This is a genomic window from Neokomagataea thailandica NBRC 106555 (assembly GCF_001598495.1).
Taxonomy (GTDB): Bacteria; Pseudomonadota; Alphaproteobacteria; order Acetobacterales; family Acetobacteraceae; genus Gluconobacter; species Gluconobacter thailandicus_A.
Map to the genome: position 1 here is coordinate 1 of NZ_BCZB01000039.1, position 13417 is coordinate 13417.

Genomic DNA, 13417 nt, shown 5'->3' on the forward strand with positions numbered 1-13417 from the left:
CTTTATCAAACTTTCTCTGACATTAACCGCACAATCCTTGGGATCACATGCGGATTTTTGGGTTTGTGCTGCGTGCAATAACGCCACCAGCTTCGCCCTCAAGCTCAATGCCATGCGCGCCTAGCCGCATCCCATGTGAGAATGACACGATCAATCAAGCTGCAGATCGCCCCGTGGTGGACGTATCACGGTCTTATTTCGGATCTTTAAGATCGAAATAGGTTATAATGTGACCGTATTGCGTAAGATTAGCCTATCAGTGTTAAAAAGGGTGGGGAGGTGCAGGCATTCTAGCCGCCTGCACTGCTTTAAGGTGTGGTACGATTAAAAAACCGTACAGTATTTTCTTTTACGCCATAGTCTTTCACGGCTTGAGCAAAGACTGCAAAATGTGGCGTTTTGAGATGAGCCTCGAAGGCTGCGCGGTCTGTATAGGTTTCGACTAATACTACGAGATTTGGATCTTCCGGAGAAGAGAGAACCTCGAAACCATGACAGCCGGATTCGAGAGCAACAGATTGGCGGCTATCCTCCGCACAAACCGCAAGAAACGCTTCTAAATGAATGCCGGGGACATGAAACTCGGCAATAATAGTGAGTTTTGAGGTCATGAGTGTGCTCCTTTCGTAACAAGATAGGACAGAGTGCGCGTAGCTGCTTTGTGACGATTGCATGGCAGGTCTGTCTCTGGCAAAGAGGGGGAGATCAGCACGGGAGAGACTGGCCGCAAGGCTGGCGCCGAAGGAGCAACCGCCCCGGAAACTCTCAGGCCAAAGGACCGGTTGATCATCATTTTTCTGGAGAGTGGCGTATCTTGCGCCCGCCGACGGGATAGCGATCTCAGGCCAAAGGACAGAAGGGGCGGCACTTTTCCGTGTGTGGAGACGTGTCTGCGCTATTTGTCTAAGTGAGCCGGATCGACCTATGAGCGACACTCTTCAGCAGACTCCTCTTTTTGCGCTTCATGGTGAATTAGGTGCCCGTATGGTGCCGTTTGCTGGTTATGCCATGCCGCTTCAGTACCCTGCGGGTTTGATGGCCGAGCATCTGCACACGCGCACAAAGGCCGGCCTGTTTGATGTGTCCCATATGGGGCAGATCCGTATTGCTGCGAAGTCTGGTGACGTTCGTGACGCGGCATTGGCTTTGGAAAGTTTGGTCCCGGCCAATTACGCAGGTTTGGGTGCGAACCGCCAGCGTTATGGTCTGTTGACCAATGATGAAGGCGGCATCCTTGACGATCTGATGGTGGCCAATTTGGGCCATGAACTGCTGGTCGTCGTGAATGCATCATGCAAAGAGGCAGATGCTGACCGGATTGAGGCTGCATTGTCCGATCGTTGCGTTGTGACGCGCCAGTTTGATCGTGCGTTAGTTGCGCTGCAGGGCCCGGCGGCTGAAGCTGCATTGGCACCACTTTGCCCGGCTGCTGCATCGATGCGCTTTATGGACATGATCGAAACGCAGATTGACGGCATTCCGGTTACTCTGTCCCGCTCTGGGTACACGGGTGAAGATGGTTATGAAATTGGTTGTGCCGCAGAAGATGGTGAGCGCTTGGCGCGCCTGCTCCTAGCACAGCCCGATGTGATGCCGATTGGTCTGGGTGCACGTGATTCCCTGCGCCTCGAAGCTGGCCTATGCCTCTACGGCAACGATATTGATACCACCACAACGCCAATTGAAGCCTCCCTTGGTTGGGCGATTCAGAAAACCCGCCGTGAAGGCGGTGAGCGCGAAGGTGGGTATCCGGGTGCGGAGCATGTGCTGCGCCAAGCGCGTGAAGGTGTGTCCCGTCAGCGTGTTGGCTTAATGGCCGAAGGTCGTGCGCCAGTACGCGGCGGGGCGAAGCTGTTTGCGGATGCGCAAGGCACGAAGCACGTGGGTGTGGTGACGTCTGGTGCCTTCGGCCCTACGGTGCAGGCCCCGGTGGCTATGGGTTATGTTGAAACAGCTTATGCTGCTGTGGATACGGCCCTTTTTGCAGAATTGCGCGGGAAATTTGTTCCCGTTCATGTCCGGGCGACGCCGTTTGTGGCGCCTGGTTTCAAGCGTTGATCTTTGATCTCCAAGAGAGTTTTGGGAGAGGAAAGCGGTTATGACGACTTACTACACGAAATCGCATGAGTGGATCCGCCTTGAAGGCACAGAAGCAACCGTCGGTATTACCGCACATGCTTCTGAAGAGCTGGGTGAGCTGGTCTTTGTTGAAGCGAAGGATGAAGGCACAGAAGTTGCAGCGGGTGACGCAGCAGCGGTTGTGGAATCTGTAAAGGCAGCGTCTGACATTTATGCACCTGTTGCGGGTACAGTGTCTGGTTTCAATGATCGTTTGTCTGACGAGCCGACGCTGGTTGGTTCCGAGCCAGAAGGTGAGGGTTGGATTTTCCGTATGACGGTATCAAACCCAGAAGAGGTCACGAGCCTTCTGACGCGTGAGCAGTACGACGCGCTGTAATCCTCGCGTGATGTGATGATCGACGGGTTTTAGAGATTTTTCTGTGTCGTTTTATGGGGTGGGATTCGTCTTTTTCTGGAAGAAAAAGAAGCAAAAAGACTTTTGAAAGTGAAGGTATGGTCTTCGCAGCAAGGCTAGACCACTTAATTAACAAGAGTTTTTTGGTTCTTTTTTGCAAAAAAGAACGTCCTACCTCCAAAACAGTCCCCTCTTTTTCAGGGGAAACACCACAGAAAAACACTCGCAGCACCGTCGAACGATAATGATTGACCTATCGTAGCCCTCACTCGGGCTGCCCTGTGATGATGCAAAGAGTATCCCCATCGTGACAACGCTTTGGCCTCAGCCGACGGAATCCTTCAGTGCCCGCCATATTGGCCCGCGCTCCTCTGAAATTGATGCGATGTTGCAGGTGGTTGGGGCGAGCAGCCTTGATAACCTGATTGATCGCACTGTGCCGGAAGCTATCCTTGATCGTGGAGATCACGGGGTGGGTGCGGCGCTGACGGAAGGCCAAGCGTTGGCACGTCTGCGTGGTATGGCAGAGCGTAATCAGGTTCTGACATCCATGATCGGGCAAGGCTATTATGATACGGTGCTGCCCGCTGTCATTCAGCGCAACATTCTAGAAAACCCAGCATGGTACACGGCCTATACGCCGTATCAGCCAGAAATCAGCCAAGGCCGTTTGGAAGCGCTTTTGAACTTCCAAACGCTGGTTGCGGATTTGAGCGGCCTAGATATTGCCAATGCATCCTTGCTGGATGAAGCGACCGCCTGTGCGGAAGCCATGGCACTGGCGCGCCGTGTGTGTAAGGCGAAGTCCGACCGGTTCTTTGTGGACGCAGACACGCACCCGCAAACGCTGGCTGTTCTACAAACGCGCGCTGAGCCTTTGGGCTGGGAAATTGTCGTTGGTAACCCATGGACGGATCTTGAAGGCCAAGATGTGTTCGGTGCGCTGTTCTCTTACCCGGCATCGTCCGGTGCAGTGCGTGACCCGCGCGCGCTGATTGATGCACTGCACGCGAAGGGCGCGATTGCGGCGGTTACGAGTGACCCGCTAGCACTGGTAATGCTGGAAAGCCCGGGCGCATTGGGTGCTGATATTGCGGTTGGCTCCATGCAGCGCTTTGGCGTGCCAATGGGCGCGGGTGGCCCACATGCTGGCTTTATGGCCACGCGTGATGCGTATAAGCGCCATTTGCCGGGGCGTTTGGTTGGTGTGTCCAAGGATAGCGCGGGTAACCCAGCCTATCGTTTGGCGCTGCAAACGCGTGAGCAGCATATCCGCCGTGAAAAAGCGACGTCCAATATCTGCACAGCGCAGGTTCTGTTGGCCGTTATTGCTTCCATGTATGCGGTCTATCATGGGCCAGAAGGTTTGCGCGCCATTGCACAGCGCACACACCGTATGGCGTCCATCCTTGCTGCGGGCCTGAAGGCGCTGGCCGTTAAGGTTGAGACGGACGTCTTCTTTGATACGATTACGGTCGATGCCGGTGCATCGGCTGCGTTGGTGCTGGAGCGTGCACGTGCTGCTGGCATTAACCTGCGTGATGCAGGCAATGGCCGTTTGGGCATTTCCTGTGATGAGACCACAGAAGCGGACAGCATCCGTGCATTGTGGCGCTGCTTCTGCCCAGATGAAGCGCGTTTGGCCGCTTTGGAAACAGGTCTGTCGTTAACGGAGGTTCTGCCGGCATCCTTGCAGCGCAGCGCGGCGTTGCTGACGCATCCGGTGTTCCACGCACATCGTTCTGAGACAGATTTGCTGCGTTATATGCGCGCATTGTCCGATAAGGACCTCGCGCTGGACCGGACGATGATCCCGCTCGGCTCCTGCACGATGAAGCTGAACGCGACTAGCGAGATGATCCCCATCACCTGGCCTGAATTCGCACGTATTCACCCCTTTGCCCCCGCAGATCAGCGTGAAGGCTATGCGGAGCTGTTCGCATATCTGGAAGATGCTCTGTGCAAAATTTCGGGCTATGACGCGGTGTCTTTGCAGCCGAATTCCGGCGCACAGGGTGAGTATGCGGGCCTTCTGGCAATCCGTGGTTATCACCGTGCACGTGGTGATGACGCGCGTGATGTGTGCTTGATCCCAGCATCCGCGCACGGCACGAACCCAGCATCCGCGCAGATGGTGGGTATGCGCGTGGTTGTTGTGGCGTGTGATACCGATGGCAACGTCGATGTTGATGACCTTAAGGTGAAGCTCGCACAGCATGATGGCCGTGTTGCCGCGATCATGATCACATACCCGTCCACCCATGGCGTGTTTGAAGAGCGCGTTGTTGAGATTTGTGCGCTGGTGCATGACGCCGGCGGGCAGGTCTATCTGGACGGTGCAAACCTGAATGCACAAGTTGGGCTGGCGCGTCCGGGTAAGTACGGAGCAGATGTCTCACACTTTAACCTGCATAAAACATTCTGCATCCCGCATGGCGGCGGTGGTCCGGGTATGGGGCCAATCGGCGTTGGCGCGCATTTGGCACCGTATCTGCCGGGTGTATGTGATGTAGCGGTATCGGCTGCGCCTTATGGTTCAGCGTCCATTCTGCCCATTTCCACGGCCTATATCATGATGATGGGCGATGCTGGTCTGCGCCATGCAACGGAAATTGCTATTCTGAATGCAAACTACATTACCGCGCGTTTGGCTGATCATTATCCGGTTCTGTACCGTGGTAAAAATGGCTTCACGGCCCATGAATGCATCATTGATCTGCGTCCGTTGAAGGATGCGTGTGGTGTAACGGTCGATGATATTGCTAAGCGTTTGATCGACCATGGCTTCCATGCGCCGACCGTGAGCTTCCCAGTTGCGGGGACGTTCATGATTGAGCCGACAGAATCTGAAAATAAAGCCGAACTGGACCGTTTCTGTGACGCGATGATTGCGATCCGTAAGGAAATCGCAGTTATTGAAAGTGGAGCGGTTGCCATTGCAGATAGCGCGCTGCGTCACGCTCCGCATACGGTGGCCGATTTAGCCGGTCCTTGGGAGCGTTCTTACACACGTGAGGAAGGCTGCTTCCCGAATGGTGTGGACACCAGCAAATACTGGTCTCCCGTCGGTCGCCTCGACAACGCGTGGGGGGATCGGAACTTGATCTGTTCCTGCCCGGATATGTCCGAATACGCTTAAAGAAAAACGGGGCTTCGGCCCCGTTTTTTATGGATCAGAGTGGGGCTGTCATGGAGATGACAGGTAAAGGCGCGATTGAAAAATAAGGTTACCAGCCTGAAAAATGTTTTCTAGACATATTTTGGGGGGATGGCTATCGGGTCAGCAGGGTCACCATGAAACGGTGCTCTGCGGATGTGATGACATCGTCGATGCATTGATCCCCATATCATGTGTAAGATGAATGCGTGACAATTCAGGGCTTAGCGCTAGCCGGATCGCTTTTTCCTTGAGTGCGGCCCTACCCATTTTGGTACAGCATCCGGCACGAGCAGCGATGCTCTCATGCGATGGGAAAAGGCTGCGATGAGCACTGTAAAACATCAAGGCTTGCAACACATGTTTGACGGTATTGGAAATCTGACGCTGCTTGCGTCAGGGTCTGCCACGCTCTGCTATTAGCGAGTTTCGAAAGAGCCGCCTCTTACAGAGGCGGGGGGCTCTTCCACATGTCCAAGAAACATTGCTTTCCTCAGGCGCTTTCCGAATCTCTCCGTCGGAGAGATTTAGATTCGGTACAGAGAACCGTTTCCAATATACACCCAGAACCGACAGGCCGTATGACCGATCTTACGGCGAGCACAGACCTGCTCTCAGCATTGAGACGGGAGTGTAGAAATACCCTAAAAGCAACGAGAGAGGCCTTTGAACTTTTAGGGTTTATCTAGGCTCTTTTATTCCCCCCCGACGTACAGAGCCACACAAAACGCCGAGGGGTATTGAATTAGGCCTTGAGAGCGTGATTTTCGGGGCTTATTTCTGTCGTGATGTAAGGGCCTTCCTGCGTGATCCGGATGGAGAGGAGGGCTGGGCCACTATGTGCGCTATGGCTGATCGGCAGGCGAGCATTACCTGTTGTCCAGCGAGTGCTATCATTTTCGAGGCTGTTCCACCCGTCCAGATCTGCATCGGTGAGATGTGTGTCGATGGCGAAGGCCCGTTCGGCTGTGAAGAGCGTGATGTCACCCACAGCCACGCCGAAATAACGGCGGTCATCTACGAATGGTCCAATGACATCGCAAGGGCGGCTGGCATTAGAGACAAGATAGATAGTTTCAATCCTCTCTGGGATCATGAACACGACCCATCCATTCTGACGACGTGTTGAACGTATAACGGTCCCACTCCCCGTCACGAGGTGAAGGTCACTTTCGTATGTTAAGGGGCGTGGTTCAGACTGAATGTCATAACCAACTTTGTTTGCACGTTTTTCAAGTACTCGAAAGAGGGGCTCAACAAACGTCCGCGAGACTTCCAGAGGGGCGGCAGAATCCTTATTCCAAGTCATTTGGCGGCTATGACCAATAGAGACTACGTCACCTTGCTGGCGGAAAGAGCGGCGATTGCCTGTATCAAGATAACTTTCGGTCAGCATGCCATCGGCCATAACAACCGAATGCTCTTCTGTTTCGATGTGATAATAATCATAGGACGTGAAAGAATGATCATAGAAAATAGAGCGCCCGTTCACGAGCAGACGAGCTGGAACAAATTTCCCTTCAAAAAATAAGCAATGTTCTGCTGTAATTAGCAGGTCTTTGAAGGGAACATTTTCCGCGATGGCCCCTTTGAGAATCCGAACCGGGTAACCTGCTTCATCCTCTGGAAGGTGTGGGCGAACATGACATGTGGATTTACCAACCCAAGTGATGGGACGGGTTACTTCAACGCCATCCGCATAGGTAATAACCTTATCTCCAAGAATAATTTTCTCAACTGATTTATTGCCATTAGGAGTTTTTATTAAAGAATCGGCAAGAAAGCAAACAATAACCTGATCCCTATTATTATCATATTGGTTTGATGATTGCTGAATACTAAAAACTGTTCCTTCGATGAACTGCTTTTGTGACGCAGAAGAAAGTTGAATGCTGTATCCTGAAATGATGTTTCCGTTACTATCGGCAATAGACAAAAATCCGTTTTTGCCAACAGTAACTTTAATGGTTTGTGTTAGTTCTGCAAAAGTAATTAAAGAGTCGTTATTTATATTTAATCCAGTTATAGAGATTCCCGAATGAAGTGTTAGCAAGCCTCCAGCCGAAATAGTAATGTTTTGCGCACTACTTTGTTGCTGAAGTGATAATTCGCCACCTTTTGAAACTGTTACATCGCTAACCGAGGTGCCGCTAAAATCCTGAAAAATCCGCCGTTATTTATAGAAACACTTGATACAGATCCACCATATATATTAACATAAGAACCATTATTTACGGTGAGTCCATTTACAGTTCCGCCTCTAACGGTGAATTTTGGAGACCCTGAATAGTCTTTTCCATGATTTGTATTTAGTGTTATATTGTTGTAAGTATCGCCGCTAACAACTACAGGATTATCTGAATTTCCATATGTTTTATCATTGACAGTAGTCATTTCCAATTTCCGTGTTTGTTTTAAAGAAACATTGCTTTTTGTAGATCTAGTAATATCATTAAATTGAACATTTAAATATAAAAAAAATTACATTCAACAATATATCCAGAGTGCCATGCTCAATAATAATGAGTAACACGGAGCGTGGTCTTGTATGATTGGAGCATTGACGGTTTCCCGACAGGCACAAGCATATATCTGTGTCTGTTTTTATGTATCTATATCAATAGATTAGCTTATCCTTCTTCTTGATTATGTCGGGTCTTAAAGGCCCACAGCAAAGCCGTGGCAACCCCATGTTTTGGGTGGCTCACGTCATTTCGGGGGGCGAGTCGTGCTTTACAGATATAGTGTAATACACATATAGAACACCATACACCCGGAGGGCTGGGTTTTTAAGGGGATCGAGATGAATGAGGTATGGGATGAATCGGTGCCGATTTATGTCCAGATCCGCGACAGAATTATGCGCGCGATGCTTGAAGGCGCGATTAAGGAAGGGGAGGCACTCCCTTCCGTGCGGCAGATTGCTGCCGATTGTCAGGTTAACCCAATGACCGCGATGAAAGCACTCCATGCTTTGCTCGATGACGGGCTCGTGGAGAAGCGACGAGGGCTGGGCATGTTCGTGCTTGAGGGCGCGCGCGCGCGGCTGGTGACGCGGGAGCGAGAGCATTTCCTGGCAACGCAATGGCCCGAGACGCTGGAGACAATTCGCAGGCTTGGGCTGGATCTCGGGGAACTGCTGGCTATGGAAAGGACAACATCGTGACGGGATTGTGCATTGACGCAAAGGGCGTCACACGGCGTTACCAAGGCGGGCGCGGAATTAAAGGGATCGATCTCGCCATACCAGCAGGGCGTATTGTCGGGCTGGTTGGAGCGAATGGCTCAGGCAAAACGACGCTGCTGCGCGCTATTATCGGGCTGACCGGGGCGGAAGGTGAATTGCGCGTCAACGGGCTTGATCCGTGGGTTCAGCGCGGGGCGATGATGGAGGATGTAACCTTCATTGCAGACACGGCCATTCTACCGCGCTGGATGACCGCAACGCAGGTTCTCGATTATGTTGAGGGCGTTCATCCACGTTTTGACCGGGAAAAGGCGGAGCGTTTTCTCGCACGCACAACGGTCGGGCGGAAGATGAAGGTTAAGCAGATGTCGAAAGGCATGGTTGTGCAGCTTCATCTGGCAGTTGTTCTGGCCATTGATGCGCGTCTGCTCGTTCTTGATGAGCCGACGCTTGGGCTGGATCTTGTGTTCCGCACGGCGTTTTACCGGACCCTTCTTGAGGAGTTCGCCTCTGAAGACCGGACCATCCTCGTCAGTACGCATCAAGTTGAAGAAATTGAGCATATTCTGACAGATGTGGTGGTGTTGTCTGAAGGGAAAATCGTGTTTCAGGAGGCAATGGATGCGCTTGAAACACGGTTTTTCGAACTGAGAGCCATGCCAGAGCGGGAGCAAGAAGCCCGCAGGCTTGGCCCAGTTGCCGAATGGCGCTCGCTTGGGCAGACGCAGTTTCTGTTCGATCTTACGAAGTCGCCCGGTGTTACGGCGGATATGATCCGGATTTTGGGTGAGGTGCGGGTGCCAAGACTGGCAGATGTACTGGTTCGTCTGATGGAGGCTGCACGGCCGGAAATGGTCGGCGCAGGCGAATGGGGTCATTCCGGGAAAGGGAACGGACAATGAGCGGGATTGGATTATTGTCGCGGCAGGTTTTGTGCGAGTTACGCAAAGAGTTTCAGCAATATCGCGGTCTATGGATGATGCCAGTGGTGCTGGCTCTCGCACCGGTTGCAATCGCGGTTATTATGGCGATTTTTCATACATTCTGGTCGCTGGCTGCTGGGCATCCGATCACCGTGCACGCGACGGACTTCCACCTTAATGCGCATGAGGCATATTTTAGATCGAACACAGATAACAGCATTGAAGCGAAAGTTACGACTGCCTCGGTGATTGGATTGTTTGCAACGGGGATTGCGCCTGTTGTTGGGGTCATCGTGACAGGACTATACGCATCATCAGCATTTTTGCGCGATAGACGAGACCAGACGATCTTATTTTGGAAGTCACTCCCAGTGCCTGAAAGTGCTGTCGTTCTGGCTCGAATTTTGTTTTGCTGTGTGGGTATTCCGTTTGCTGTATTTTGTGTTCAAGCAGCGCTTGTTGCGTTTTCGAGCGTAATGATTATGGGCGTTTTTTCTCTGCAGAACAGTATGGCAGGAGAACTGTTTATTTCATGGGGCAATCTCTTTTCGTTTCTGTGGTCTTGGTTTGAAGTGTTGCCGTTAGCCGGTCTTCTCATAGCTATGTGGTGGTTTCCGGTCTGGGCGCTTTTGCTGCTGTGGTCAGGGATTATGCGTTCCTACCCGCTTCTCTGGGCTGTCGTGGCACTGGGGCTTTTTGCAGCGGTTGAGGGTATTGCAAAAGGCACATCGCGGGGGATTACGGCGGTCTGGCAGCATTTGAAGGGTGAATGGATTAGTGATTTTGTCTTCGCCAAGATTGGGAACGGTATGAGCCATGTTCCGCTGGTTGCGATGCAGAAGGAAAAATTACCAACGCAGATGAAAGTAGATATTTCGTTCTGGAGTGCGGTGCAGGCACATTCGGGCGAAATGCTTGCCGGGTTTGCAATTGGGGCTTTGGCTCTTGTGGCAGCGGGTTATCTCCGGCGTCGTGCCGGTCCGCTCTGAGAGGCCGCATGTATTGATAATGATGTTAAAAATACATGCGTAACTTTAAAATACTGAGGAGGCCAATAATATCAGCACCCTCAGTATCTACATCGACTTAATTAAAAACGGTAATTCAGAGAAGCATGAACACCGCTTTGTGTGTAACGATTTCCATACTGCCCCGAATATAGAACGTTCACGTCCAGCCGGTTTGCAAGCTTAGCCTGCGCACCGGCAGAAACAACGGCCGCATCTTGCGCCAGTGGAATGCCTGCCGCCTCAAAGCTTGAGCTTCCGTTCCAGAAAGACTGATGCACCGTTGGTGTGATATTGCCAAAGGCATGGCGATACCCAGCCGAGAATTGCGGTTGCACATGCAGTTTGTGGAATTGCAGGTCCGTCGCGAAGCGTGAGCCGAATGTGGTGAAGGCAACGCCCGTGTTGGAGTTCGCACCGGAAAGAGCCGTCGCCCCGCCTTGTTCCGTAAATGGGTTGGTGTTCTGGTTGACATATGCGGCATTTGCGAAAGGCTCAACATTCACACGGCGGAACGTGAGACGGTAACCAAGATCTGCAAAGGCTTGTGCCGTGCCACCGCTATAATGGCTGCTATTGTGGTCCGAAACACCAAGATAATCGACGTTACGATTCATGCTCATAGCGTTGAACGTGTAGGTTGCCCCGACATTTAGGCCCAGTTTTTTCCAGCGCCGCCCACCATACGCACCAAGGCTGAAATTGTTGCTCTGCCCGTTGGCTGACGGGCCACTATCAGCCGAGAAGCCCGAATGCCCATAAGCGAAGAGAGCGCCAATATGCCATTGTTGGAAAGCCGTCGTATCAGCACCCAAAATGAAACCACCAGTTTGATTGTGCAGCCCTGCGGCATTCGCCGTTTGGCTGTTATGGCTCCATTCACCATAGCTTTGCATCCATAGACCTTGACGGTCTGTATGGCACTGACCGTCATCCGCTACACGGACACCATGCGCGTAAGAGGCGCTTTGCTGAGACGACAAGCCAGCACCGGGGGCGCATTCGATGGTGCGCAAACGGTCAACAGCCGTGTCGCGGATGTCAGACGCATCTTGGATGAGCGCCGTCCGGGCGGAGGCATGCAGTTCACCAGCCATGGCGCGCAGTGCTTGGCGTGCTTCTGGTATGTTGAGCTGTGTCAGTGGGGTGGTGAGTGCCAGCGTAGCGGGGAGTGCATCCAGCGCCGTACCGGCGGAGTATTCGTTGCGGGTGGTTGCTGCTGAAGAGAAGAGAACGTTACTGCGGCTGATGTTTAACGAGACGCTATTGGCCGTGTAGCTGAGAGAAGGGGTTAAGAAGGGCAGATAACCTGACGGTCCGGTCAAGTTGCTGGAAAGCTGGCCAAATCGGCCATAGACACCGTTCATCGCGGTCAGGATTGTGTAGCTTTGCCCCAGAGCAGGTGCCTGAGTTCCGTCGGAAACGGGGGCTGAGACTGTTGCGCCATTGATGGCCGCTTGGCCGTTGACCGTGATGCGGCTGCTAGTGGTGCCTTGTGTTTGCACAAGATAGGTCGTGCTTTGCCCGAGGGTGAGGTTGCCAAAACCGACATTGAACGTAGCCGGTGAGGGGCTTGCCGTCGGGGTGCCGGGAGAGACAATACCTGAGGCAACATTTAAACCACCACGGAATGATCCCGTACCGCCGACAAGACCCGTGGAGAGAACCAGACCATTCGTTTGGCCATTATTGATAAAGACACCAGCATTTTGAACGGTTGTTTGCCCGAGTGAACCATTGAGGATCAAACGACCATTTGCACCAATGCCCGTGTCGCCGGTGTAGGTGTTTTGGCCTGAAAGTGTTTCTTGGCCATTGGCAAGGATAAGACCGCCAAACTTAGCGCCGGAGGAGAGTGCGTATGTAACGGGGTAGGGTTCGCTTTGCGTGATGCTGCCGGGTGTATAAAAATTCTGAATAGCACCTGAGAAGGTATCATTCGCATTGGTTAAGACCATGGTATTTTTACCGAGGAGCACCGTACCAGATCCAGAAAGTGACTGGATAGGCTGGCCTTGCCATGCGTTGATCAGGTCAAGAGTACCGTTATTTTTGACGACGGAAGAAGACGCGATGCTGCCGGGGCCACCAATCCCCAGCCAGCCTTTCGCCGCGATGGTTGTGGCGCCGGTATATGTGTTGGTGCCTGTGAAATAGGCGGTGGCATTTTGTTCGATGGTGACGGGAGAACTCCCGGAGATAATGCCCGCAACACCAAGGGGACCCATCGCATGTGTGACATCAAGGCCATGATTGAAAGCGTCAGCCGTTACGTAAAAAGGCGTATAGCCTGTGGCTGCATTTTGTAGGTCATACATGACAGCATTATGAAAATAGAACGAGATTCCATTAATGGCGGAGGGAGGGTTATATTGATCATCAGATGGAGAAAGAGTAATGGTATTACTTTCATCTCCAATATAGTCATCACCAGAATATAGTATTCCAGATTGATTATTATTTCCTGAACCTGTTACCGTTAGCGTAACGCCGGGGCGTACATTGCCATTTGATACGGCATTGGGGTTGGTGTTGGTGTCTGCGTTAGGGTCAACCATGCCGTTATTAACAGCTCCCTGATACAATCCGGAATCCGTTAAAACAATGCTTGGAGTGCCTGAGTCCAGTAGGGTGATGAGTGTTGTACTAGAGCTTTGGCCGTTAGAG

General features: G+C 52.3%; 10 protein-coding genes and 1 riboswitch. Of the genes, 6 read left to right on the forward strand and 4 right to left on the reverse strand.

Features of this window, described 5'->3' with window-relative positions:
* Window positions 1–308: 308 nt before the first annotated feature.
* Window positions 309–611: a putative quinol monooxygenase gene (locus NTH01S_RS10560; protein ID WP_068173515.1), complete on the reverse strand. Its 303-nt coding sequence runs from the start codon at window positions 609–611 to the stop codon at window positions 309–311.
* 90 nt (window positions 612–701) lie between these two features.
* A riboswitch (glycine riboswitch) is annotated at window positions 702–790 on the forward strand.
* Between the two features lie 134 nt (window positions 791–924).
* Between NTH01S_RS10560 and gcvT the strand changes: the two genes are divergently transcribed.
* The 3 genes from gcvT to gcvP all read left to right on the forward strand — a co-directional run bounded on the left by gcvT (window position 925) and on the right by gcvP (window position 5615).
* Window positions 925–2058, forward strand: a complete 1134-nt coding sequence (gene gcvT / locus NTH01S_RS10565; protein WP_068173519.1) for a glycine cleavage system aminomethyltransferase GcvT — start codon at window positions 925–927, stop codon at window positions 2056–2058.
* Window positions 2059–2098: 40 nt separating this feature from the next.
* Window positions 2099–2458 (forward strand): glycine cleavage system protein GcvH, encoded by a 360-nt coding sequence (gcvH, locus tag NTH01S_RS10570; protein ID WP_068173520.1) that lies wholly within the window; start codon window positions 2099–2101, stop codon window positions 2456–2458.
* Between the two features lie 325 nt (window positions 2459–2783).
* Entirely contained in the window at window positions 2784–5615 is a 2832-nt protein-coding gene (gcvP, locus tag NTH01S_RS10575) for an aminomethyl-transferring glycine dehydrogenase (RefSeq protein ID WP_084367318.1), read from the forward strand.
* 763 nt (window positions 5616–6378) lie between these two features.
* On the opposite strand, the gene NTH01S_RS10580 is transcribed toward gcvP, so the two are convergent.
* Both NTH01S_RS10580 and NTH01S_RS11810 read right to left on the reverse strand, forming a co-directional pair.
* A complete protein-coding gene (locus NTH01S_RS10580; RefSeq protein WP_169802073.1) occupies window positions 6379–7686 on the reverse strand; it encodes a Hint domain-containing protein in 1308 nt (435 codons plus the stop codon).
* 74 nt (window positions 7687–7760) lie between these two features.
* Complete coding sequence (locus NTH01S_RS11810; protein ID WP_157070955.1) at window positions 7761–8027, reverse strand: hypothetical protein; 267 nt, start codon at window positions 8025–8027, stop codon at window positions 7761–7763.
* Window positions 8028–8436: 409 nt separating this feature from the next.
* Between NTH01S_RS11810 and NTH01S_RS10585 the strand changes: the two genes are divergently transcribed.
* Genes NTH01S_RS10585 through NTH01S_RS10595 form a run of 3 tightly spaced genes read left to right on the forward strand, consistent with a single transcriptional unit; the run spans window position 8437 to window position 10732 of the window.
* Window positions 8437–8799 carry a GntR family transcriptional regulator gene (locus tag NTH01S_RS10585; protein ID WP_068173526.1) on the forward strand — a complete coding sequence of 121 codons (363 nt, stop codon included), beginning with the start codon at window positions 8437–8439 and terminating at the stop codon, window positions 8797–8799.
* Window positions 8796–9722, forward strand: a complete 927-nt coding sequence (locus NTH01S_RS10590) for an ABC transporter ATP-binding protein (protein WP_245642372.1) — start codon at window positions 8796–8798, stop codon at window positions 9720–9722. The genes NTH01S_RS10585 and NTH01S_RS10590 overlap by 4 nt, the downstream gene beginning before the upstream one ends.
* On the forward strand, window positions 9719–10732 hold the full coding sequence (locus tag NTH01S_RS10595) for a hypothetical protein (protein ID WP_068173527.1): 1014 nt from the start codon (window positions 9719–9721) through the stop codon (window positions 10730–10732). The genes NTH01S_RS10590 and NTH01S_RS10595 overlap by 4 nt, the downstream gene beginning before the upstream one ends.
* A gap of 101 nt (window positions 10733–10833) precedes the next feature.
* On the opposite strand, the gene NTH01S_RS10600 is transcribed toward NTH01S_RS10595, so the two are convergent.
* Window positions 10834–13417: autotransporter outer membrane beta-barrel domain-containing protein (locus NTH01S_RS10600; RefSeq protein WP_157070956.1), on the reverse strand; the 2584-nt coding region annotated here is incomplete at its 5' end.

What these genes read in the sequence shown, in the direction of transcription:
- NTH01S_RS10560 (WP_068173515.1), bottom strand. Translation starts at nt 611, where the DNA reads ATGACCTCAAAACTCACTATTATTGCCGAGTTTCATGTCCCCGGCATT.
- gcvT (WP_068173519.1), top strand. Translation starts at nt 925, where the DNA reads ATGAGCGACACTCTTCAGCAGACTCCTCTTTTTGCGCTTCATGGTGAA.
- gcvH (WP_068173520.1), top strand. Translation starts at nt 2,099, where the DNA reads ATGACGACTTACTACACGAAATCGCATGAGTGGATCCGCCTTGAAGGC.
- NTH01S_RS11810 (WP_157070955.1), bottom strand. Translation starts at nt 8,027, where the DNA reads ATGACTACTGTCAATGATAAAACATATGGAAATTCAGATAATCCTGTA.
- NTH01S_RS10585 (WP_068173526.1), top strand. Translation starts at nt 8,437, where the DNA reads ATGAATGAGGTATGGGATGAATCGGTGCCGATTTATGTCCAGATCCGC.
- NTH01S_RS10595 (WP_068173527.1), top strand. Translation starts at nt 9,719, where the DNA reads ATGAGCGGGATTGGATTATTGTCGCGGCAGGTTTTGTGCGAGTTACGC.